Raw genomic sequence first — 22,657 nt, 5'->3', positions numbered from 1 at the left:
ACATAGAGACAACAAGGCCCGGATTGTACCGGGCCTCGAACAAAACATCAGCCTTGCGACTAAACCTGCGTCAGACCTTCCAGTGCCTCGTAAGCCTGACGCACCGGGGCGAACGAGCGCCGGTGAATCGGCGTCGGACCAAGACGCACCAACGCTTCCAGATGAACGGGCGTCGGGTAGCCTTTATGGCCGCCAATACCGTAACCCGGGTAAATCAACTCGAACGCGGCCATCTCGCGGTCACGACTGACCTTGGCCAGAATCGATGCCGCTGCAATGGCGGGAACCTTGCCATCGCCCTGCACTACGGCTTCAGCGCGCATCGGCAATTGCGGGCAGCGGTTGCCGTCAATCATCGCCAGTTTTGGCTGAATATGCAGGCCCGCGACCGCGCGCTGCATGGCCAGCATGGTTGCGTGCAGAATGTTCAGCTCGTCGATTTCTTCAACTTCGGCGCGGGCGATGCACCAGCTCAGGGATTTCTCGATGATCTCGTCGTAAAGCTTTTCGCGTTTGGCTTCGGTGAGTTTTTTCGAGTCGTTAAGGCCAAGGATCGGCCGGTTTGGATCAAGGATCACCGCCGCCGTCACCACCGCACCGCACAATGGGCCGCGACCGACCTCATCGACACCGGCCACCAGCTCTTCGACTTCGGCGACCAGGGTGAAATCCAGGCCCATCTGCAGATCTTTTTTGCTCATCGTGTTTGACCGATCAGGTTGAGGACGGCATCCGCCGCCTGATTGGAAGCGTCCAGCCGCAGCGTGCGATGGATTTCGTCGAAGCCGCGAGTCTGCTCTTCACCGCCCTCGATCAGGGGCGAAACGGTCTGCGCCAATGCCTCGACTGTCGCATCATCCTGCAACAGTTCCGGAACCAGCAGGCGCTGGGCCAGCAGGTTCGGCAAAGACACGTACGGGCTCTTGACCATGCGCTTGAGAATCCAGAACGTCAGCGGCGCCAGACGATAGGCCACCACCATCGGCCGCTTATACAGCAAGGCTTCAAGGGTCGCCGTACCGGAGGCGATCAACACCGCATTGCACGCAGCCAGGGCCAGATGGGACTTGCCATCGAGCAAGGTCACTGGCAAATCGCGGCCAGCGAGCAACTCTTCAAGTTGCATGCGCCGTTCTGCATTGGCGCAAGGTATGACGAAACGCAACCCGGGACGCATGGCACGCAAACGCTCGGCGGTATCGAGGAAAAGCGCCCCCAGACGGGCGACTTCGCCACCACGGCTGCCGGGCATCAATGCCACCAGCGGGCCGTCGGGCAGCCCCAACTCGGCACGCGCAGCAGCGCGATCAGCCTCCAGCGGAATGGTATCGGCCAGCGTGTGACCGACGAACCGAACCGGCACGCCTTTCTCTTCGTAAAATTTTGCTTCGAACGGCAGCAGCGTCAACATCAGGTCGCAGCCTTCGCGAATCTTCAACACGCGCTTCTGCCGCCACGCCCACACCGACGGGCTGACGTAATGCACGGTTTTGATCCCGGCCTGACGCAGCTTGAGTTCGATATTGAGGTTGAAGTCCGGTGCATCGATGCCGATGAACACGTCCGGCTTTTCGACGATCAGCGTGGCGATGAGTTCTTTGCGGCGCTTGAGCAACTCGCGCAAACGACCGAGCACCTCCACCAGCCCCATGACCGACAAACGCTCCATGGGGAAATAGGAAGTCAGGCCTTCGGCCTGCATCAACGGACCGCCGACTCCGATGAACTCGACCGCCGGATGCTGTGCCTTGAGGGCGCGCATGAGTCCGGCGCCGAGAATGTCACCGGAAGCCTCACCCGCCACCAGTGCAATACGCAGATTAGCCATGATCAGCGAGTGATGCCGCGAGTCGACGACTGGATGGAATCGCGGAACAAAGCGACCTCTGGGAACTGGGCCGCAGGTTCAGCCAGTTCGGCCAGTGCCTGCTCGACCGTCAGCCCTTGGCGATACACAGTCTTATAGGCGCGACGCAGCGCGTGGATAGCGTCTTCGCTGAAACCGCGACGGCGCATGCCTTCGAAGTTCATGCTGCGTGCTTCAGCCGGATTGCCGAACACGGTGACGAACGCCGGAACGTCTTTACCGATCGCAGTGCCCATACCGGAAAAGCTGTGGGCGCCGATGTGGCAATACTGATGCACCAGGGTGAAACCGGAGAGAATTGCCCAGTCTTCGACGTGCACATGGCCGGCCAACGCGGTGTTGTTGACCAGAATGCAGTGATTGCCGATAACGCTGTCGTGACCGATGTGGGCGTAAGCCATGATCAGGTTGTGATCGCCCAACGTGGTTTCCGAACGGTCCTGCACGGTGCCACGGTGAATCGTCACGCCTTCGCGAATGACGTTGTGGTCACCAATCACCAGGCGGGTCTCTTCACCTTTGTACTTCAAATCGGGAGTGTCTTCGCCGACCGAGGAGAACTGGTAGATGCGATTGTGCTTGCCAATGCGGGTCGGGCCTTTGAGGATCACATGCGGCCCGATCACGGTACCCTCGCCGATTTCCACACCTGCGCCGATGATCGACCACGGGCCGACCTCGACGCCGTCAGCCAGAACGGCCGACGGATCGATGATTGCGCGAGGGTCAATCAAACTCATAGCTTGCGTTCCGCACAGATGATTTCAGCAGAGCAGACTGGCTTGCCGTCGACCGAAGCCTGGCATTCGAATTTCCAGATCTGGCGCTTGCAGCTGATGAACTTGGCTTCGAGGATCAATTGATCGCCCGGCAACACTGGCTGGCGGAAACGCAGCTTGTCGGAACCGACGAAGTAATACAGGGTGCCGTCGGCCGGTTTGACGTCGAGCATTTTGAAACCGAGGATCCCGGCAGCCTGAGCCATCGCTTCGATGATCAGCACGCCCGGCATGATTGGGTGCGCAGGGAAGTGACCATTGAAGAAGGGTTCATTGATGCTGACATTCTTGTAGGCGCGAATGCGCTTGCCTTCAGTGTCCAGTTCCACCACCCGGTCCACCAGCAGGAACGGGTAACGGTGAGGCAGGTATTCGCGAATCTCGTTGATGTCCATCATTTCGGGGGGAAGCCTATGTAAAGATTGGGAGCGCGACTGACGCGCACTCCTCTAGCAAATCAAGGAGGCAGTCTAGAGGCTGTGCACACTTGATATGGAAATGGTATCAGCCATCTGATGAAGCATTGCCGTCAGGGGTCACTTCCCCTACGCGCTTTTCCAGCTGTTTCAAACGTCGCGCGATGTCATCGAGCTGACGGATGCGTGCCGCGCTTTTGCGCCATTCGGCCGCCGGTTGCATGGCTGTGCCGGAAGAATAGGCACCCGGCTCGGTAATCGAGTGGGTCACCATGGTCATCCCGGTCAGGAAAACGTTGTCGCAAATATCAATGTGCCCGACCAGACCGACACCGCCAGCAAGCATGCAATGCTTGCCGATTTTGGTGCTGCCGGAGATCCCGACACACGCAGCCATGGCGGTGTGATCACCGACCTGTACGTTGTGGGCGATCTGGATCTGGTTGTCGAGCTTCACGCCATTGCCGATCACGGTATCGGCCAACGCACCGCGGTCGATGGCAGTATTCACGCCAATCTCCACATCGTCGCCGATGGTAACGCCACCGATCTGGGCGATTTTCTGCCAGATGCCTTTTTCGTTGGCAAAGCCGAAGCCTTCCCCACCGAGTACGGCGCCGGACTGGATAACCACACGTTTGCCGATGCGCACATCGTGATACAGCGTCACCCGTGGGGCAAGCCAGCCGCCTTCACCGATTTCGCTGCGTGCACCGACCACACAATGGGCGCCGAGCGTGACTTGCGCTGCAATCCGCGCACCGGCCTCGATCACCACGAAAGGACCGATGCTGGCGGTTGGATCAACCACCGCATCGGCAGCAATTACCGCCGAGGGATGAATACCCGCAGTGGCTTTTGGCTTGGGATCGAACAAGTGAGAGATACGCGCATAGGCCAGGTAAGGATCCGGCACCACCAATGCATTACCGGCAAAACCTTCTGCATCCGCTTCCTTGAGCAGCAAGGCTGCCGCCAGCGAACCCGACAGGTATTTGCGATATTGAGGATTTGCCAGAAAGCTCAACTGAGCTGGGCCAGCCTCTTGCAAAGTGGCTAGCCCAGTAATTTTCTTTTCCGGGTCGCCACGCAGGGTGGCGCCAAGGAACTCGGCCAACTGGCCGAGTTTGATAGTCACAGTCATGGGTTACTTCAGCTGATTCATGCGCTCGATAACCTGGCGCGTGATGTCGTACTGAGGTTTGACATCAATCACTGCGCCACGCTCGAACACCAGGTCAAAACCACCTTTCTTGATGACTTCTTCCACTGCGCCATCAAGTTTCGGCTTCAGCTGCTTGAGCATTTCGCGGTCGGCAACGGCTTTGGCTTCGTTGAGTTCCTTGGACTGGAACTGGAAGTCACGGGCCTTTTGCTTGAATTCCAGCTCCAGACGCTCACGCTCACCTTGCTGCATCTTGTCGCCACCGGCCATCAGGCGATCCTGGATGCCCTTGGCACTGCTTTCCAGCGTCTTCAGCTTGGTCAGTTGCGGACCAAATTTCTTCTCGGCATCCACGGCGTACTTCTTGGCCGCGTCGGATTCCAGCAAGGCCATCTGATAGTTCAGAACGGCAATTTTCATGTCGGCAAATGCCGGGCCTGCCACCAGTACGGAGGCCAGGAGAACCAATTGAGTCAACTTACGCACGATGCACTCCTACAAAATCCATTGTCGTTATCTTGGGTCAGACGCTTAGAACGTCTGGCCGAGGGAGAATTGGAACACTTGAGTTTCAGCGTCATCCGGTTTCTTGATCGGCATAGCCAACGCGAAGCTCAGAGGACCCAGTGCGGTGACCCAGGTCACACCCACACCGACGGAACTGGCCATGTTGCTCAGGCTGATGTCGTTGCACTTGGTGTTCGACGACGAGCCGTTTGCATTGGTGGTGTCCTTGCACTGCGAATCGAAAACGTTACCCACATCCCAGAATACCGAGGTACGCAGGGAGCGCTGATCCTTGACGAATGGCAGCGGGAACAGAACCTCGACACCACCCTGGATCAGGACGTTGCCACCGAATGGCAGAGGATCCTGGTCCGGGTCAGCAATGGTGCCCGGATTCGTGCCACGACTCGGGGTACTGCGCGGACCCAGCGTACTGTCCTTGAAGCCACGTACCGAGTTGAAACCACCAGCATAGTAGTTTTCATAGAACGGCAAGCCGTCTGTGGAACCATAACCATCGCCATAACCCAGCTCGGTGTGCAGGCGCAGGGTGTAGTTTTCGCTGATCGGCTGGAACAGCTGACCACGATAGTCAAGTTTGTAGAAAGACAGGTCGCTGCCCGGAATGGTGGTTTCCAGGGTCAGGCTCTGGGAACGACCACGGGTTGGCAGTACGCCTTTGTTCAACGTCGATTCGGACCAGCCGGCCGACGCCTTGAAGTTCAGGTACTGATCGCCTTCCTTGTTAACGAAGTCGAAAATCTCGTCAACGGTGTATTTACCGGTATTGATCTTGTCCTGCTGAGCAGACAGGCCGAAGGTCAGACGCGAAGTCTCACTGATCGGGTAACCAACGTTAGCGCCTACACCCAGACTGTCTACTGCGTAGCTCGAGATATCGGCGTCGAGTTCATCATAGTCAGTGGTGCGATAGAACGCGTTGTAACCCAGGCTCACGCCATCGGCGGTCCAGTAGGGGTCAACGTAGCCGAAGTTGTAGCGGCTCTGGTATTCGCTGCGGGTCAAGCCAACGCTGACGCGGTTACCGGTACCGAGGAAGTTGTTCTGGGTGATCGAACCACCGAGGATCAGACCGGCACTCTGGGCGAAACCGACACTGGCGGTAATCGAACCGGAAGCCTGCTCCTCGACGCTGTAGTTCACGTCAACCTGGTCATCAACACCCGGAACAGCCGGGGTTTCGACGTTGACTTCCTTAAAGAAGCCCAGACGCTCAAGACGGGTCTTGGACTGGTCGATCAGATAGGTCGACGCCCAGCCCCCTTCCATTTGACGCATTTCACGACGCAGCACTTCGTCTTCGGACTTGGTGTTGCCACGGAAGTTGATGCGGTTGACGTAGGCGCGCTTGCCCGGGTCGACAGCGAACAGGATGTCCACGGTGTGGTCATCATCGTGCGGTTGAGGCACGCCGTTGACGTTGGCGAAGGTGTAACCCTCGTTACCCAGACGACGGGTGATCAGTTCGGAAGTGGTGGTCATCAGCTTGCGCGAGAACACCTGGCCCTTCTGCACCAGCAGCAAGGACTTGACTTGATCTTCAGGGACTTTCAGATCACCGCTGAGTTTTACGTCACGGACGGTGTACTTCTCACCTTCGGTCACGTTGACGGTGATGTAGACGTGCTTCTTGTCCGGGGTGATGGACACCTGGGTCGAAGCGATATCCATGTTGATATAGCCGCGGTCCAGGTAGTAGGAACGCAGACGCTCCAGGTCACCGGAAAGCTTTTCACGGGCGTATTTGTCATCGTTCTTGAAGAACGACAGCCAGTTGGTGGTTTTCAGTTCGAACAGGTCGGTCAGGTCTTCCTCGGGGAAAACCGTGTTGCCCACCACGTTGATGTGCTGAATGGCCGCAACGGTGCCTTCGTTGATCTTTACTTTCAGACCAACACGGTTACGCGGCTGCGATACCACTTCGGTATCGACCGTAGCCGAATAGCGACCTTGCGCGACGTACTGACGTTGCAGTTCGTTACGCACACCCTCAAGGGTGGCACGCTGGAAGATCTCGCCTTCGGCCAGACCGGATTGCTTGAGGCCTTTCATCAGGTCTTCAGTGGAGATCGCCTTGTTGCCTTCGATCTCGATACTGGCGACCGATGGACGTTCGACAACCGTGATTACCAGAACGTTGCCTTCGCGGCCCAGCTGGATATCTTGAAAGAAACCGGTTTTGAACAACGCACGAGTGGATTCCACCAGGCGACGATCATCCGCCTGCTCGCCGACGTTCAACGGCAAGGCACCAAAGACGCTACCCGCGGAGACCCGCTGGAGGCCATTGACGCGAATATCAGAGATAGTGAAGGACTCGGCGTGAACTTCGGCGATCATCAATACGGTGAGAACCGCAGTTAGCAGCAGACGTTTCATGAAGTCCTTTCTTATTCCAACTGGCAATAAACAAACTGCCGCAAAATGCGGCAGATTCGCAATTCAGCGAAGCGTTACAGTCGACCCAGATCGTTGACCAGAGCAAGCAACATCACCCCGACCACCAAACTGATACCGATCTGTATCCCCCAACCTTGCACCCGATCCGACAAGGGACGACCACGCGCCCACTCGATCAGATAAAACAACAAATGCCCCCCATCCAGTACAGGAATGGGCAGCAAATTCAGAACCCCCAGGCTAATACTCAGATAAGCAAGGAAATTCAGGAAATCAGCGACGCCCGACTGGGCAGAAGCGCCCGCCACTTTAGCAATGGTTATCGGTCCACTCAAGTTTTTTACCGAGAGCTCGCCGAACAGCATTTTCTTAAGCGAATCGAGCGTCAGAATGCTCATGGTCCAAGTGCGACGGGCGCCCTCGCCAATCGCGGCCAACGGCCCATAACTGACCTCGCGGATCATCTCCGGCGGCCAGTCGACAGCTTTTACACCCGCACCCAGATAACCGTTTGGCGACTTGCTTTCACCGCGCGCAGCCAAGGTGACAGGGACATCGATTGAAGCACCATCACGCTCGACACGCAGCACGATTTTGGTATCAGGACGCGTACGAACGGTATCAACCACTTGCTGCCAGTCGTTGAGCGCCTGGCCGTCGAGCGCCAGCAGACGATCACCGGTTTTCAGGCCGGCAGCCTGAGCCGGGCCCTTTGGATCAAGTTCAGCCAGCACCGGCGGCAAAGCCGGACGCCAAGGACGAATACCCAGCGAACGGATCGGATCGGGTTCATCAGCACCCTTGAGCCAGTTATCCAGTACCAGCTCGCGTGGCGAATCAACGGTAGTGCCCTGCTCGCGCATCAGCAACTGCAACGAACCGCTTTCACCGAGTCGACGTACGAGCTGCAAATTGACAGCCGCCCAACCGGTCGTTGGCTCGCCATCAATTGCGACGATCTCCTGACCCGCACCCAAACCAGCCTTGGCGGCGATACTGCCGGACTCTACCGCACCGATGACCGGGCGCACCTGCTCGCTACCGAGCATCGCCAGCACCCAAAAGAACACCAGGGCCAACAGGAAGTTGGCAACAGGTCCGGCCGCTACAATAGCGATACGCTGACGAACGGATTTGCGATTGAACGACTGATCCAACTGATCGACAGGCACCTCGCCTTCGCGCTCGTCGAGCATCTTGACGTAGCCACCCAACGGAATTGCAGCCACAACAAATTCAGTGCCTTGCTTGTCGTGCCAGCGCAGCAGCGGCATGCCGAAGCCTACGGAAAAGCGCAGAACCTTGACGCCACAGCGACGCGCGACCCAGAAGTGGCCGAATTCGTGAAAGGTGACCAGCACACCCAAGGCGATCAGGGTGCCGGCAATCATATAGAGCGCGCTCATCTACTTTCTCCGCAATCCTGTTCAGTGTCGCTTATAGCCATTGTGTTGCAAAATCTATCGAGCGTGACGCTTTAGCCATTGCTCGGCCAGGACTCGCGCTTTGGCGTCTGCCGTGAACACGGCATCGAGATCATCCAGCGCCACAACTGATTCGAGGTTCAAGACCTCCTCGATGATACTCGCGATTTCCAGGTAACGAACCCGCCCGTCGAGAAACGCTGCCACCGCTACTTCATTCGCCGCATTGAGCATTGCTGGTGCACTGTCGCCCGCCTCGGCAGCTTGCCGTGCAAGACGCAGACATGGGAAGCGCTCTTCATCGGGCGCCTCGAAGTCCAGACGCGCGATCGCAAAGAGATCCAACGGCGCCACACCGGAGTCGATGCGCTCCGGCCAGGCCAGCGCATTGGCGATCGGCGTACGCATGTCAGGATTGCCCAACTGTGCCAGCACCGAGCCATCGACATAATCGACCAGAGAGTGAATCACGCTCTGCGGGTGAATCACCACTTCAACCTGCGAAGGTTTTGCATCAAACAACCAGCAGGCCTCGATCAACTCGAGACCTTTATTCATCATGCTGGCCGAATCGACTGAAATCTTGCGCCCCATGGACCAGTTCGGATGCGCGCACGCCTGATCAGGCGAAACATTCGCCAATTCACTCACGGGCGTCTGTCGGAACGGGCCACCAGAGGCTGTGAGTAAAATCCGACGGACACCGACACTGCTCAAACCACGAGCGAAATCCTGCGGCATGCACTGGAAAATCGCGTTGTGTTCGCTGTCGATCGGCAGCAGCACCGAACCGCTTTTGCGTACTGCCTGCATGAACAAGGCGCCGGACATCACCAGCGCCTCTTTATTTGCCAGGAGGATCTTCTTGCCCGCCTCAACGGCAGCCAAAGTCGGACGCAGACCAGCCGCACCAACAATGGCCGCCATGACTGCGTCAACTTCCGGAGCAGAGGCGACCTGACACAGGCCCTCCTCCCCCACCAGCACGCGGGTCGGCAAACCGGCGACGCGCAAATCATCCTGCAGACCACGTGCTGCGGCGACTTCCGGCACCACGGCAAATTGCGGCACATGACGCACGCACAAGGCCAACAGCTCACTCAGACGCGTAAACCCGCTCAACGCGTAAACCTGATATCGCTCTGGATGACGTGCAATGACATCGAGGGTGCTCAGACCAATCGAGCCTGTCGCACCCAGAACGGTAATCTGTTGCGGACGGCTCACGGTGCAGCCATCCACAGCAATACGGCGAAGACTGGAATGGCCGCTGTCAGGCTATCGATGCGATCGAGCACGCCGCCGTGACCCGGCAACAGGTTGCTGCTGTCCTTGATACCGGACTGACGCTTGAACATGCTTTCGGTCAGGTCACCCACTACAGAGATGAACACGATCAGCGCAGCACCCATCAAGCCCTTGAGCAATTCAGCTACCGTCCAGTCACGCACCAGACCGACAATAGCGGTAATCACCAGACTCAGTGCCAGACCACCGTAAACACCTTCCCAACTTTTACCCGGACTGACTTGAGGGGCCAACTTGCGCTTGCCGAATGCACGACCGGAGAAATAGGCGCCAATATCGGCACCCCAGACCAGCACCATCACCGCCATGATCAGCCAGTTACCCAGCGGGTATTGCTTGATCTGCACCAGACCTTGCCAGGCCGGCAGCAGAATCAACAGGCCGATCACCAGCTTCGTGGCCGCGCTGGACCAGTGCTCGCTGGACTTCGGATAAGTCAGCACCAGATACGTCGCGACCGCCCACCAAAGTACCGAAGCACCCAGCACCCAAGGCGCAAGACCGGGCAGCACATACATGACGAACAACATCAACGCGACGACGGCAGCAAAACCGACGCGAAACGATTGCGCAGTGAAGCCGGCCAGACGCGCCCATTCCCAGGCACCCAGGCTTACGACCAGACCTATGAACAGCGCAAAACCGGAACCCTGGAGCAGGAAAAACCCACACAGGGCAATCGGCAGCAGGATCAGCGCAGTGATGATTCGTTGTTTAAGCATTAAACCCGGGCTCCAGCTTCAACCTGTTCGCTCGTTTTACCGAAACGACGTTGGCGCGAAGCGAAATCGGCCAGCGCAGTGCGCATGGCATCGTGTTTGAAGTCCGGCCAGAACAGGTCGGAGAAGTACAACTCGGCGTATGCCAGTTGCCACAGCAGGAAGTTGCTGATGCGGTGCTCGCCACCGGTACGGATGCACAGATCCGGCAACGGCAGATCGCCGGTCGCCAGACAGGTTTGCAGCAGATCAGGGGTGATGTCTTCCGGACGCAGATGCCCGGCCTGAACTTCACGTGCCAGGCGCTGCGCGGCTTGCGCGATATCCCACTGACCGCCGTAGTTGGCGGCGATCTGCAGGATAAAACGGTTGGCGCCGGCAGTCATCGCCTCGGCTTCGCGCATCGCGGCTTGAAGCTCCGGATGAAAGCGCGAGCGATCGCCAATGATGCGCAGGCTGATGTTGTTATCGTTGAGACGCTTGGCCTCACGACGCAACGCCTTGAAGAACAGATCCATCAAGGCGCTGACCTCATCGGCCGGACGCTGCCAGTTTTCACTGGAAAAAGCGAAAAGGGTCAGCACCTCAACCTTGGCCTCAGCGCACACCTCGATTACAGCCCGTACAGCATCAACGCCCGCTTTATGCCCGGCGACACCCGGCATAAAGCGTTTTTTCGCCCAGCGATTGTTGCCATCCATGATGATCGCGACATGGCGCGGCACCGCGGACGGCGCAGTCTGCTTGGTCTTGTCCATTAAAAGCTCGACCCTTATACGGCCATCAAGTCCGCTTCTTTTTGCTTGGTGGCTGCGTCGATATCAGCCTCAGCCTTGTCAGTCAGCTTCTGAATGTCCGCAGCAGCACGACGCTCTTCGTCTTCGCTGATTTCCTTGTCCTTGACCAGCTTCTTCAGCTCACCCAAGGCATCACGACGAATGTTGCGCACGGCAACTCGAGCGTCTTCCGCTGCACTACGCGCCTGCTTGGTAAACCCCTTACGGGTTTCTTCGGTCAGGGCAGGCATGGAGATCAGCAGCAACTCGCCCAGGTTGGTCGGGTTGAGATTCAGGCCGGCACTCTGGATTGCCTTGTCGACTGCCGCGAGCATGTTGCGCTCAAACGCCACGACTTGCAGGGTGCGCGAGTCTTTTACGGTGATATTGGCTACTTGGGTGATGGAGGTGTCTGCGCCGTAGTACGGCACCATCACGCTGCCCAGGATGCTTGGGTGTGCCTTGCCGGTGCGAATCTGACCGAATGCATGGGACAGGGAATCCAGGGACTTCTGCATGCGCTCTTGAGCGTCTTTCTTGATTTCATTGATCATTGTTGGCCTTCCTCGATCAGGGTTCCTTCTGCGCCACCGTGAACAATGTTCAGCAGGGCACCAGGCTTGTTCATGTTGAATACGCGCAGCGGCATCTTGTGGTCGCGGCACAGGCAAATAGCGGTCAGATCCATTACACCCAGCTTGCGATCCAGCACTTCATCATATGTCAGATGATCGAACTTCTCGGCATGCGGGTCTTTGAACGGATCTGCGGTGTAGACGCCATCGACCTTGGTCGCCTTGAGCACAACATCGGCATCGATTTCGATTGCACGCAGGCAGGCTGCCGAATCCGTGGTAAAGAACGGATTGCCGGTACCGGCCGCGAAAATCACGACATCTTTGGAGTTCAGATGGCGCATGGCTTTGCGGCGATCATAGTGATCGGTCACGCCAACCATGGAAATGGCCGACATCACGATGGCCGAGATATTGGCACGCTCCAATGCGTCGCGCATGGCCAGAGCGTTCATCACAGTGGCCAGCATGCCCATGTGGTCGCCTGTCACCCGATCCATACCGGCTTTGCTCAAGGCTTCGCCGCGGAACAGATTGCCACCGCCGATCACCAGACCGACCTGTACGCCGATGCCGACCAGCTGGCCGACTTCCAGCGCCATGCGATCCAGCACCTTTGGATCGATCCCGAACTCTTCCGACCCCATCAGGGCCTCGCCGCTAAGCTTGAGTAGAATGCGTTTATAGCGAGCCTGATAACCACTGCCCTGCTGAGCCATTGCGAATCTCTCCTGCGGCGTATTTAAAATTCTTTGCGAGCTGTTTACAGCTGGCGTTCACTCTAGCTTGGCGCTGCTTCAGCGCCATCGGAACATGGCTTTGTAAGTCAGTTCCAAGTGGAAACCAATAAAAAATTGGCAACCCCATCTGAAAAGAGGCTGCGCGCGTAAGCGGGCAGCCTCTTTCGGGCGACAGTTGAAAACCGTCTTATTGCTTGGCGGCAGCCAGCTGGGCAGCAACTTCTTCAGCGAAGTTGTCGACCGGCTTCTCGATGCCTTCGCCTACTTTGAAGTAGGTGAAGGAAACGATTTCAGCACCAGCTTTCTTGGCCAGCTCGCCAACCTTGACTTCAGGGTTCTTGACGAACGCCTGCTCAACCAGGCTTGCTTCTGCCAGGAACTTGCTGATACGGCCTTTGACCATGTTCTCAACAATGTTTTCTGGCTTGCCTTTGATTTTTTCTTCGTTCAGCTGCAGGAACACAGCTTTCTCGCGCTCGATCGCTTCATCGGAAACTTGCGAAGGCAGCAGGAACTCAGGATTGCTTGCAGCTACGTGCATCGCGATGTCTTTGGCCAACTCGACGTCACCGCCTTTCAGGACAACAGCAACACCGATCTTGTTACCGTGCAGGTAAGTGCCGACAACGTCACCCTCTACGCGTACCAGACGACGGATGTTGACGTTCTCGCCAACTTTGGCAACCAGAGCTTCACGAGCCGATTCCTGAGCGGCGATCAGCGGAGCTGCGTCGGTCAGTTTTTCGTCGAAGGCTTTTTCTACGCTGGCAGCAACGAAGTTCTTGAAGTCGTCTTGCAGGGCCAGGAAGTCGGTCTGCGAGTTGACTTCCAGCAGCACGGCTACCTTGTCGTTCGATTTGATGGCGATTGCGCCTTCAGCGGCAACGTTACCAGCTTTCTTGGCAGCCTTGATCGCGCCCGAAGCACGCATGTCATCAATGGCTTTTTCGATGTCGCCGTCAGCCTTTTCCAGGGCTTTCTTGCAATCCATCATGCCTTCGCCGGTACGCTCGCGCAGTTCTTTAACCAACGCTGCAGTAATTGCTGCCATTTTCAAATTCCTCTTGGATAGGTTTTCAACCATTCCACCCGATCGAACGGGCGTTCAATTCTTCCCGAACCACCTTGTAGCCGCTGCACGTTACAGATGCTGTAGCTGCGCTGCCGACAATGGTTTTCGAGGTGGCAAAAAGGGGGCCAAGCCCCCTTTTTGCTTACTGAGTCAACGCCAGGGCGTCAATTACTCAGCTGCAGCCTGAGTTTCTTCAGCTGCGAATTCTACAGTGCCGCCGGCAACATTGTTGCGACCACGGATAACTGCGTCAGCCATCGAACCCATGTACAGCTGGATAGCGCGGATTGCGTCATCGTTGCCTGGGATGATGTAGTCAACGCCTTCCGGGCTGCTGTTGGTATCGACAACGCCGATAACCGGGATGCCCAGCTTGTTGGCTTCGGTGATCGCGATGCGCTCGTGGTCAACGTCGATCACGAACAGTGCGTCTGGCAGACCGCCCATGTCCTTGATGCCGCCCAGCGAACGATCCAGCTTCTCAAGATCACGGGAGCGCATCAGCGCTTCTTTCTTGGTCAGCTTGGCGAAAGTACCGTCTTCGGCTTGAACTTCAAGGTCACGCAGACGCTTGATGGAAGCACGAATGGTTTTGAAGTTGGTCAGCATGCCGCCCAACCAGCGGTGATCGACGTACGGCGAACCGCAACGTGCTGCTTCTTCAGCAACGATCTTGCCAGCGGAACGCTTGGTGCCGACGAACAGAATCTTGTTTTTGCCCTGAGCCAGGCGCTCTACGAAAGTCAGAGCTTCGTTGAACATTGGCAGGGTTTTTTCAAGGTTGATGATGTGAATCTTGTTACGCGCGCCGAAAATGTACTTACCCATTTTCGGATTCCAGTAACGGGTTTGGTGACCGAAGTGCACACCGGCCTTCAGCATATCGCGCATATTGACTTGGGACATGATAGTTCCTTAATAAGTCGGGTTTGGCCTCCACGTATCCCAATGACCAACCAGTGGCATAAAGCCAAAAGCACCCAGGTCATCGTGTCGACACGTGTGTGGATTTAAGCTTCTCGAGGTATCCCCGGAAAGCGGCGCATTTTATACCACAGGGTGCGCAGAAACGGAACCCGAAATCTGTAATCACACCAAGGACATGGGCGCAGCCCCCTTGGAATCGACCCGACGCGCACCATTGTATAGAGAGAAGCGATGCAGGCAGGCGCGGATTTGCTCCTCTCGTCTGTTAGAATCGCGTTTTTCAGGGTCGTAAAACGAACACCTGCCGCCCTATCCGTATCAGCAAGCGCCGCCGAGCGCAGAGAGAGCCTGTATGACCGTCAACCTCAAAACCCCCGAGGACATCGCTGGGATGCGTGTCGCCGGCAAACTGGCCGCCGATGTGCTGGAAATGATTGCCGAACATGTAAAGCCAGGCGTCACCACCGATCAACTGAACCAGATCTGCCACGACTATATAGTCAACGAGCAGCAGGCCATCCCTGCCCCGCTCAACTACAAGGGCTACCCGAAGTCGATCTGCACTTCGATCAACCACGTGGTCTGCCACGGCATCCCGAACGACAAACCGCTGAAAAACGGCGACACCCTGAACATTGACGTCACAGTGATCAAGGACGGTTACCACGGCGATACCAGCCGCATGTTCCATGTCGGCGAAGTGCCGGTCTGGGCCGAGCGCCTGTCGCAGATCACTCAGGAATGCATGTACAAGGCGATCGAGATCGTCAAACCTGGCTGCCGTCTGGGCGACATCGGTGAAGTCATCCAGAAGCACGCAGAAAAGAACGGCTTCTCGGTGGTTCGCGAGTTCTGCGGTCACGGCATCGGCAAGGTGTTCCACGAAGAGCCGCAGATCCTGCACTACGGCCGCGCTGGCACCGGCATGGAACTGAAGGCCGGCATGACCTTCACCATCGAGCCGATGATCAACCAGGGCAAGGCCGACACCAAAGTGCTGGGCGACGGCTGGACCGCGATCACCAAGGATCGCAAGCTCTCGGCCCAGTGGGAACACACTTTGCTGGTCACCGATACTGGCTACGAGATCTTCACCTTGCGCGCCGACGACACCATTCCCCGCGTCTCGGCCTGATCCCTGAAACGCTCCCAGCCTTTATAGAAGGAAAGCCAATCGATGCCGCAGGTGGATCCCGAACTCTTCGACCGCGGCCAGTTCCAGGCTGAACTGGCCCTGAAAGCGAGCCCTATCGCGGCGTTCAAGAAAGCGATCCGCCAGGCCCGCGACGTGCTCGATGCGCGCTTTCGCAGCGGCCGCGATATCCGCCGGCTGATCGAAGACCGCGCCTGGTTCGTCGACAACATCCTGCAAAAGGCTTGGGAGCAGTTCAACTGGAGTGAGGATGCCGACATCGCGCTGGTCGCGGTCGGTGGTTATGGCCGTGGCGAGTTGCACCCCTACTCCGACATCGATTTGCTGATCCTGCTGGACAGCGCCGATCACGAAGTTTTCCGCGACTCCATCGAGCGTTTTCTCACCTTGCTGTGGGACATCGGCCTGGAAGTCGGTCAGAGCGTTCGCTCGGTGGATGAATGCGCCGAAGAAGCCCGCGCCGACCTGACCGTCGTCACCAACCTCATGGAAAGCCGCACCATCTGCGGCCCCGAGCGTTTGCGCCAACGCATGCTCGAAGTCACCAGCACTGCCCACATGTGGCCGGCCAAGGACTTCTTCCTGGCCAAACGCGCCGAGCAGAAGGCTCGCCACCACAAGTACAACGACACCGAATACAACCTGGAGCCCAACGTCAAAGGCTCGCCCGGCGGGCTGCGGGATATTCAGACGATTCTGTGGGTTGCCCGTCGTCAGTACGGCACCCTGAACCTGCGCGCCCTTGCCGGCGAAGGTTTTTTGGTCGAGAGCGAAAACGCCCTGCTCGCTTCCTCCCAGGAATTCCTCTGGAAAGTGCGCTACGCCCTGCACATGCTCGCCGGCCGCTCCGAAGACCGCTTGTTGTTCGATCATCAACGCACCATTGCCGGGCTGCTCGGTTTTGAAGGCGACGACGCCAAGCAGGCTGTCGAAAACTTCATGCAGCAGTACTTTCGCGTGGTGATGAGCATCGCCCAGCTCAGCGACCTGATCATCCAGCATTTCGAGGAAGTCATCCTCGCCCCGGAAGACGAAGCGCCGCCCCATCCGATCAACTCGCGCTTCCAGTTGCACGACGGCTATATCGAAGCACGTAACGACAACGTGTTCCGCCGCACGCCGTTCGCCATGCTGGAGATTTTCGTGCTGATGGCTCAGCAGCCGGAAATCAAAGGCGTGCGCGCCGATACCATTCGTCTGCTGCGCGAGCACCGGCATCTGATCGACGACAACTTCCGCAACGATATCCGCAATACCAGCCTGTTTATCGAGCTGTTCAAGTGCAAGATCGGCATCCATCGCAACCTGCGCCGGATGAACCGTTACGGCATTCTCGGGCGCTATTTGCCGGAGTTCGGGTTTATCGTCGGGCAGATGCAACACGACCTGTTCCACATCTATACGGTCGACGCGCACACACTGAACCTGATCAAGCATCTGCGTAAGCTGCAGTACACCCAGGTGTCGGAAAAATTCCCGCTGGCCAGCAAGCTCATGGGCAAGTTACCCAAACCCGAGCTGATCTACCTCGCCGGCCTGTACCACGACATTGGCAAGGGCCGGCATGGCGATCACTCGGAGATTGGCGCGGTCGATGCCGAGGCGTTCTGCCAGCGTCATCAGTTGCCCGTGTGGGACAGCCGCCTGATCGTCTGGCTGGTGCAAAACCATCTGGTGATGTCGACCACCGCCCAGCGCAAGGACTTGTCCGACCCGCAGGTAATCCACGACTTCGCACAGGCGGTCGGCGATGAAACCCGCCTCGACTACCTGTACGTGCTGACTGTGGCCGACATCAACGCGACGAACCCGACGCTGTGGAATTCCTGGCGCGCCAGCCTCTTGCGCCAGCTCTACACCGAGACCAAACGCGCCTTGCGCCGCGGCCTGGAAAACCCGGTGGATCGCGAAGAGCAGATCCGCCAGACCCAAAGCGCAGCGCTGGATATTCTTGTGCGCGGCGGCAACGATCCGGATGATGTCGAGCAGTTGTGGGCGCAGTTGGGCGATGACTATTTCCTGCGTCACACAGCCGGCGATGTAGCCTGGCACAGCGACGCGATACTCCAGCAGCCGGCCGATGGCGGGCCTCTGGTATTGATTAAGGAAACCACCCAGCGCGAATTCGAAGGTGGCACGCAGATCTTTATTTATGCACCGGATCAGCACGACTTCTTCGCCGTGACTGTGGCGGCAATGGATCAGCTCAACTTGAACATTCACGATGCTCGGGTCATCACGTCCAGCAGTCAGTTCACCCTCGATACCTACATCGTGCTCGACAACGACGGTGAATCCATCGGCGACAACCCGGCACGGATCAAGCAGATCCGCGAGGGCCTGACCGAAGCCCTGCGCAACCCCGACGACTACCCGACGATCATTCAGCGCCGGGTGCCGCGCCAGCTCAAGCATTTTGCCTTTGCGCCACAAGTGACGATTCACAACGACGCCCAGCGTCCGGTGACGGTTCTGGAACTGACCGCACCCGACCGTCCAGGCCTGTTGGCGCGGATCGGCGGAATTTTTCTGGAGTTCGATCTGTCGCTGCAGAACGCCAAAATCGCCACCTTGGGCGAACGGGTAGAGGACGTGTTCTTCATCACCGACGCGCACAACCAGCCGCTATCGGACCCACTGCTGTGCAGCCGCTTGCAGGATGCGATCGTCGAGCAGTTGAGCGTCAATCAGGAACCCGATATCAAGCTTTCGCGCATCAGCATCTGACTGCGCGCCCGGATTAATCTGCTTTGTAATGAGACCCTGTACCAATGAACAACGCTCTGAACCAGCTCCAGCCCTACCCGTTCGAGAAGCTCCGCGCCCTGCTCGGCACCGTGACGCCAAACCCGGACAAGCGCCCTATCGCCCTGTCGATCGGTGAGCCGAAACACCGTTCGCCAAGCTTTGTCGCCGAGGCGCTGGCAAACAGTCTGGATCAGATGGCCGTGTACCCGACCACTCTTGGCATCCCGGCCCTGCGCGAAGCCATCGCCGGCTGGTGCGAGCGCCGCTTTGGCGTACCGAGCAGCTGGATCGATCCGGCCCGTAACGTGCTGCCGGTCAACGGCACACGCGAAGCGTTATTCGCGTTCACCCAGACCGTGGTCAACCGTGGGGACGATGCGCTGGTGGTCAGCCCGAACCCGTTCTATCAGATCTACGAAGGCGCCGCGTTCCTCGCGGGGGCCAAACCGCATTACCTGCCGTGTCTGGATGAAAACGGCTTCAACCCTGACTTCGACGCAGTTTCGCCAGCTATCTGGAAACGCTGCCAGATCCTGTTTCTGTGCTCGCCGGGTAACCCGACCGGCGCACTGATCCCGGCCGACACACTGAAAAAGCTCATTGCCTTGGCTGACGAATATGATTTTGTGATCGCCGCCGACGAGTGCTACAGCGAGCTGTACTTCGACGAACAGACCCCGCCGCCAGGCCTGCTCACTGCCTGCGTCGAACTGGGCCGCAAGGACTTCAAGCGCTGCGTGGTGTTCCATAGCCTGTCCAAACGCTCGAACCTGCCGGGGCTGCGCTCCGGTTTCGTGGCTGGCGATGCAGACATTCTCAAGGGCTTTTTGCTGTATCGCACCTACCACGGTTGCGCGATGCCGGTACAAACCCAGTTGGCCAGCGTCGCTGCGTGGAATGACGAAGTACACGTGCGCGCCAACCGCGCGCTGTATCGGGAGAAGTTCGACGCCGTGCTGGAAATCCTCAGCCCGGTAATGGATGTTCAGCGTCCGGACGGCAGCTTTTACCTGTGGCCGAGTGTTCAGGGTGACGACGCGACGTTCTGCCGTGATCTGTTCGCTGAAGAACATGTGACGGTTGTGCCAGGTTCCTACCTTTCCCGTGAGGTAGATGGCGTCAACCCGGGGGCCGGGCGGGTGCGGATGGCGCTGGTTGCGCCATTGGCCGAATGTGTTGAAGCGGCTGAAAGGATTCGCGCATTTATTACTCGTCAACAATAAGTCTTGAAGGCCTGCGCCAGGCAATCTGGCGCAGGACTGACTAAACGTTACAAAATCACAAACTAATAACTGCCTGACCAGCGACCCGAATTGTTCCTGGACAGCGATATATCCAATTCAAAAAATACAAATAAAAAGCAGAAAGTTGAACCAGCATATAGTTACAACATCTGCACCACGCGCCATCCAAATCATATTATCTTCGCATCCGCCCATGCGGCTTTACCCTACCCACCAGGGCAGAAGCTCATAACCAACAAGGATGTTGAATATGCAAACATTTCACTATGTAAGACTTAACCTGCCAAATCAGACCAGCGCTATTGCCGCCATCACTGAAGACGATAATAAGTACCGCCAAACTCCTTTGCCTCAAGAACGCCGCAAGCGCTCACTCGCTTACAGCGACTTTTTTTGGGAGAACGCCAGCACCCTGAAAATCTCGTTCCTCCACGATATTCCTCTTGAACTGAAAGACCGAGTCGAACGGATCATTCGTCAATGGGAGCCTTTCGTCAGCCTGGCCTTCGAAGTCGTGGAGGACTACAAAGGTGAAATCCGCATCGCCCTGGGCGGCCAGGAGAGCTACTCAACCATTGGGACACAGGCACTGACCGTCGACACTCGCTTCCCGACCATGACCATCGGGGTAGAGCCGGACAACCTGGCGTTTGAGCGAACGCTACTGCATGAGTTTGGCCATGCCTTGGGCTTTCATCATGCGCACCTGCATCCCGAGGCCAATATTCCTTGGAACAAACCGGTAGTTTATGACTTCTTCGAAACGGTATTCGGCTGGAGCAAAGAGCAAATCAACCACAACCTCTTTGATCTTGACTCTACCCATCCGTTGTCTTTTGGCAAATACGACAAAGACTCGATCATGCACTACCCCATCCAGGACTTTATGACGGTGTCAAACTGGCAGACGGGAATCAATTCAACGCTCAGCGAAGGGGACAAGATGTTTGCAAGGCAAATCTATCCCCCCATCAAATATCTCGAACTGCCTATTTGACCTTACCCAGATTCGCCTCGCTCAAATCCAGGTCAGCCAGCACTTCCCGCAGAACGTCATCGCCGATCTGGTGATGACGACTCAGGCTGTACAGCTCAAGACGCTGCGCCCGCAGCGCCTTGAGACGCAAACGTCGCTCCAGCAGATCCATCTGGAACGCCAGCGCCTGGGCTTCGACCGAATCATTGAACACGTCCAGTTGATGGCGATACTCGGACATGATCCGCGCCTTGAGCTCGGCCGACAGCGCCGCTTGAGCAGCATCCTGCGGGCCAACCTCTTCAGTTTCCAGCGCATGAATGGCCGCTTCGGCTGTCTTGCGCCATGCATCGCGGATTTCCTGGCGACGCTTGTCATCCGGACTCTTTTCAATGCCACGCAGCAGCAACGGTAAGGCGATGCAGGCCGCGATCAGCGACAGCAGAATCACCCCAGCGGCGATGAAGATCAGCAGATCACGCTCGGGAAACGCCTGCGCGCCCATCAACATCGGCACCGACATCACCCCCGCCAGCGTCACTGCCCCGCGCACGCCACCAACGGTCAGCAGCCAGCAGGAGCGCGCAGTCGGCACCTGGGTCAAATCGACCTTGCCGCGCAAACGCCGCAGCAGTACGGACAACCGCCAGATGCTTTGTACCCAGATAAACCGCAACAGCACCAAAGCGAGAAAAATCGCTATGACATCGAGGCAGCGGTAAAACAGCGTCGGCCACAGGGCCGGCTCGTGACTGACCACGGCTTTGATGATGTCCGGCAGTTGCAGGCCCAACAATAGAAAGATCAAGCCATTGAACGCGAACTCCAGCAGCGACCAGACACTGCGATTGAGCAGTCGCGTACTGGTCTGACGTGGCAGCAGGTCTAGCCAGCTCTGCATCATCCCCGCAGCAACAGCCGAGAGGATGCCCGATGCACCCAGTCGTTCAGCCAACACATAAGCAGCGAACGGCAGCAGCAACATGAACACCACGTGAGTGGCCGGATCATCCCAGCCCCGGGCGATCATCCATGCGCGCAAGCGGCCGACCAGCCAGCTCAGTGCCACGCCGACCGCCAGACCGCCGACGGCCACCAGCACAAACGTGAGGCTGGCATTGGCCAACGAAAACACCCCGGTGACCGCCGCTACCAAGGCAAATTTGAACGTCACCAGACCCGACGCATCATTCATCAGCGCCTCGCCCTGCAATATATGCATCAGCGGCGTGGGCAAGCGGTTCTGGGCAATGGCCGAGACCGCCACAGCGTCGGTCGGTGACAGCACGGCCGCCAGCGCGAAGGCCACCGGTAGCGGAATCGTCGGCAGTAACCAGTTAATGAAGTATCCGGCGCCTACCACGGTGAACAGCACCAGCCCGACCGCCAGCGTCAGGATCGGCCCGCGCAGATGCCAGAATTCGCGCTTGGGCATGCGCCAACCGTCGGAGAACAGCAGCGGCGGCAGGAACAGAAACAGGAACAGTTCGGGATCGAGGGCGACGTGCAGACCGAGGGTCGGCCAGGCCAGTAAGGCACCGGCGGCAATTTGAACCAGAGGAAGCGGCAGCGGGATGACCCGTCCGACCAGACGCGAAACGCTGACCAGCATCAGCAGGATCAGGACGGTGTAAGCGGTTTGCATAAAGCGGAAATCTCAGGCAATCGACAGCGTTGAACTGCCATATTAGCCGCTTAGGCTGTGCCTGGCCTTTGCACCTATGTCGCAGCCCTCTGAAACTCGACTCCCACAGGTTTTGCGTATTAGCTGAAGGGTCATGGCATAATCCGACACCTTTTTTTTCCAGCACCTGTAAAGGGGGCGATTCCTTGACCGATT

Annotated in this window: 20 protein-coding genes; 4 read left to right on the top strand and 16 right to left on the bottom strand. The window is 57.7% G+C overall.

The features are described from left to right. Window positions 1-59: 59 nt before the first annotated feature. The 15 genes from rnhB to rpsB form a co-directional block, all read right to left on the bottom strand. Complete coding sequence (gene rnhB, locus PSH79_RS05740; RefSeq protein ID WP_007908845.1) at window positions 60-686, bottom strand: ribonuclease HII; 627 nt, start codon at window positions 684-686, stop codon at window positions 60-62. 11 nt (window positions 687-697) lie between these two features. After that, a complete protein-coding gene (gene lpxB, locus PSH79_RS05735; RefSeq protein WP_305441650.1) occupies window positions 698-1,828 on the bottom strand; it encodes a lipid-A-disaccharide synthase in 1,131 nt (376 codons plus the stop codon). A gap of 2 nt (window positions 1,829-1,830) precedes the next feature. Next, window positions 1,831-2,607: an acyl-ACP--UDP-N-acetylglucosamine O-acyltransferase gene (gene lpxA, locus PSH79_RS05730; protein ID WP_305441649.1), complete on the bottom strand. Its 777-nt coding sequence runs from the start codon at window positions 2,605-2,607 to the stop codon at window positions 1,831-1,833. Then, window positions 2,604-3,044, bottom strand: coding sequence for a 3-hydroxyacyl-ACP dehydratase FabZ (gene fabZ, locus PSH79_RS05725; RefSeq protein WP_003222142.1), 441 nt, complete (start codon window positions 3,042-3,044; stop codon window positions 2,604-2,606). Before fabZ ends, lpxA begins: the two co-directional genes overlap by 4 nt. 106 nt (window positions 3,045-3,150) lie before the next feature. Beyond that, complete coding sequence (lpxD, locus tag PSH79_RS05720; protein ID WP_305441648.1) at window positions 3,151-4,206, bottom strand: UDP-3-O-(3-hydroxymyristoyl)glucosamine N-acyltransferase; 1,056 nt, start codon at window positions 4,204-4,206, stop codon at window positions 3,151-3,153. A 3-nt stretch (window positions 4,207-4,209) separates the two neighbouring features. After that, the gene (locus PSH79_RS05715; protein ID WP_042557882.1) at window positions 4,210-4,713 is read right to left on the bottom strand and encodes an OmpH family outer membrane protein; all 504 of its coding nucleotides are present in this window, start codon (window positions 4,711-4,713) and stop codon (window positions 4,210-4,212) included. 45 nt (window positions 4,714-4,758) lie between these two features. Next, window positions 4,759-7,134, bottom strand: coding sequence for an outer membrane protein assembly factor BamA (gene bamA / locus PSH79_RS05710; RefSeq protein WP_305441647.1), 2,376 nt, complete (start codon window positions 7,132-7,134; stop codon window positions 4,759-4,761). A 74-nt stretch (window positions 7,135-7,208) separates the two neighbouring features. Further along, window positions 7,209-8,561 carry a sigma E protease regulator RseP gene (rseP, locus tag PSH79_RS05705; RefSeq protein ID WP_305441646.1) on the bottom strand — a complete coding sequence of 451 codons (1,353 nt, stop codon included), beginning with the start codon at window positions 8,559-8,561 and terminating at the stop codon, window positions 7,209-7,211. A gap of 54 nt (window positions 8,562-8,615) precedes the next feature. Next, window positions 8,616-9,806 (bottom strand): 1-deoxy-D-xylulose-5-phosphate reductoisomerase, encoded by a 1,191-nt coding sequence (gene ispC, locus PSH79_RS05700; protein ID WP_305441645.1) that lies wholly within the window; start codon window positions 9,804-9,806, stop codon window positions 8,616-8,618. Next, a complete protein-coding gene (locus PSH79_RS05695) occupies window positions 9,803-10,609 on the bottom strand; it encodes a phosphatidate cytidylyltransferase (protein WP_187679154.1) in 807 nt (268 codons plus the stop codon). Before PSH79_RS05695 ends, ispC begins: the two co-directional genes overlap by 4 nt. Then, a complete protein-coding gene (gene uppS / locus PSH79_RS05690) occupies window positions 10,609-11,364 on the bottom strand; it encodes a polyprenyl diphosphate synthase (RefSeq protein WP_305441644.1) in 756 nt (251 codons plus the stop codon). The genes PSH79_RS05695 and uppS overlap by 1 nt, the downstream gene beginning before the upstream one ends. A gap of 14 nt (window positions 11,365-11,378) precedes the next feature. After that, window positions 11,379-11,936: a ribosome recycling factor gene (gene frr, locus PSH79_RS05685; RefSeq protein WP_187679155.1), complete on the bottom strand. Its 558-nt coding sequence runs from the start codon at window positions 11,934-11,936 to the stop codon at window positions 11,379-11,381. Further along, entirely contained in the window at window positions 11,933-12,676 is a 744-nt protein-coding gene (pyrH, locus tag PSH79_RS05680; protein WP_003222124.1) for a UMP kinase, read from the bottom strand. Before pyrH ends, frr begins: the two co-directional genes overlap by 4 nt. A 208-nt stretch (window positions 12,677-12,884) precedes the next feature. After that, entirely contained in the window at window positions 12,885-13,748 is an 864-nt protein-coding gene (gene tsf / locus PSH79_RS05675) for a translation elongation factor Ts (protein ID WP_305441643.1), read from the bottom strand. A gap of 189 nt (window positions 13,749-13,937) precedes the next feature. Continuing rightward, the gene (gene rpsB / locus PSH79_RS05670; protein ID WP_003222119.1) at window positions 13,938-14,675 is read right to left on the bottom strand and encodes a 30S ribosomal protein S2; all 738 of its coding nucleotides are present in this window, start codon (window positions 14,673-14,675) and stop codon (window positions 13,938-13,940) included. A gap of 373 nt (window positions 14,676-15,048) precedes the next feature. Here rpsB and map point away from each other — a divergent pair, with 373 nt between their 5' ends. The 4 genes from map to PSH79_RS05650 all read left to right on the top strand — a co-directional run bounded on the left by map (window position 15,049) and on the right by PSH79_RS05650 (window position 20,838). Further along, window positions 15,049-15,831, top strand: a complete 783-nt coding sequence (map, locus tag PSH79_RS05665) for a type I methionyl aminopeptidase (RefSeq protein WP_187679158.1) — start codon at window positions 15,049-15,051, stop codon at window positions 15,829-15,831. A gap of 42 nt (window positions 15,832-15,873) precedes the next feature. Continuing rightward, window positions 15,874-18,576 carry a [protein-PII] uridylyltransferase gene (locus PSH79_RS05660; RefSeq protein WP_305441642.1) on the top strand — a complete coding sequence of 901 codons (2,703 nt, stop codon included), beginning with the start codon at window positions 15,874-15,876 and terminating at the stop codon, window positions 18,574-18,576. Window positions 18,577-18,620: 44 nt separating this feature from the next. Continuing rightward, window positions 18,621-19,820 carry a succinyldiaminopimelate transaminase gene (dapC, locus tag PSH79_RS05655; RefSeq protein WP_305441641.1) on the top strand — a complete coding sequence of 400 codons (1,200 nt, stop codon included), beginning with the start codon at window positions 18,621-18,623 and terminating at the stop codon, window positions 19,818-19,820. Window positions 19,821-20,091: 271 nt separating this feature from the next. Further along, a complete protein-coding gene (locus tag PSH79_RS05650) occupies window positions 20,092-20,838 on the top strand; it encodes a M12 family metallopeptidase (RefSeq protein WP_305441640.1) in 747 nt (248 codons plus the stop codon). On the opposite strand, the gene PSH79_RS05645 is transcribed toward PSH79_RS05650, so the two are convergent. Then, entirely contained in the window at window positions 20,831-22,462 is a 1,632-nt protein-coding gene (locus PSH79_RS05645; protein ID WP_305441639.1) for a Na+/H+ antiporter, read from the bottom strand. The genes PSH79_RS05650 and PSH79_RS05645 overlap by 8 nt on opposite strands. Window positions 22,463-22,657 lie beyond the last annotated feature (195 nt).

The sequence above is a fragment of the Pseudomonas sp. FP2196 genome (assembly GCF_030687715.1).
Taxonomy (GTDB): Bacteria; Pseudomonadota; Gammaproteobacteria; order Pseudomonadales; family Pseudomonadaceae; genus Aquipseudomonas.
This window is presented reverse-complemented; position numbering and strand designations above follow the sequence as displayed.

Excerpts from the sequence above, each read along its gene's own strand:
- frr (WP_187679155.1), bottom strand. The coding sequence starts at position 11,936 with ATGATCAATGAAATCAAGAAAGACGCTCAAGAGCGCATGCAGAAGTCC.
- tsf (WP_305441643.1), bottom strand. The coding sequence starts at position 13,748 with ATGGCAGCAATTACTGCAGCGTTGGTTAAAGAACTGCGCGAGCGTACC.
- rseP (WP_305441646.1), bottom strand. The coding sequence starts at position 8,561 with ATGAGCGCGCTCTATATGATTGCCGGCACCCTGATCGCCTTGGGTGTG.
- PSH79_RS05695 (WP_187679154.1), bottom strand. The coding sequence starts at position 10,609 with ATGCTTAAACAACGAATCATCACTGCGCTGATCCTGCTGCCGATTGCC.
- lpxB (WP_305441650.1), bottom strand. The coding sequence starts at position 1,828 with ATGGCTAATCTGCGTATTGCACTGGTGGCGGGTGAGGCTTCCGGTGAC.
- bamA (WP_305441647.1), bottom strand. The coding sequence starts at position 7,134 with ATGAAACGTCTGCTGCTAACTGCGGTTCTCACCGTATTGATGATCGCC.
- pyrH (WP_003222124.1), bottom strand. The coding sequence starts at position 12,676 with ATGGCTCAGCAGGGCAGTGGTTATCAGGCTCGCTATAAACGCATTCTA.
- uppS (WP_305441644.1), bottom strand. The coding sequence starts at position 11,364 with ATGGACAAGACCAAGCAGACTGCGCCGTCCGCGGTGCCGCGCCATGTC.
- rpsB (WP_003222119.1), bottom strand. The coding sequence starts at position 14,675 with ATGTCCCAAGTCAATATGCGCGATATGCTGAAGGCCGGTGTGCACTTC.
- fabZ (WP_003222142.1), bottom strand. The coding sequence starts at position 3,044 with ATGATGGACATCAACGAGATTCGCGAATACCTGCCTCACCGTTACCCG.
- dapC (WP_305441641.1), top strand. The coding sequence starts at position 18,621 with ATGAACAACGCTCTGAACCAGCTCCAGCCCTACCCGTTCGAGAAGCTC.
- PSH79_RS05660 (WP_305441642.1), top strand. The coding sequence starts at position 15,874 with ATGCCGCAGGTGGATCCCGAACTCTTCGACCGCGGCCAGTTCCAGGCT.
- PSH79_RS05645 (WP_305441639.1), bottom strand. The coding sequence starts at position 22,462 with ATGCAAACCGCTTACACCGTCCTGATCCTGCTGATGCTGGTCAGCGTT.
- PSH79_RS05650 (WP_305441640.1), top strand. The coding sequence starts at position 20,092 with ATGCAAACATTTCACTATGTAAGACTTAACCTGCCAAATCAGACCAGC.
- lpxA (WP_305441649.1), bottom strand. The coding sequence starts at position 2,607 with ATGAGTTTGATTGACCCTCGCGCAATCATCGATCCGTCGGCCGTTCTG.
- map (WP_187679158.1), top strand. The coding sequence starts at position 15,049 with ATGACCGTCAACCTCAAAACCCCCGAGGACATCGCTGGGATGCGTGTC.
- lpxD (WP_305441648.1), bottom strand. The coding sequence starts at position 4,206 with ATGACTGTGACTATCAAACTCGGCCAGTTGGCCGAGTTCCTTGGCGCC.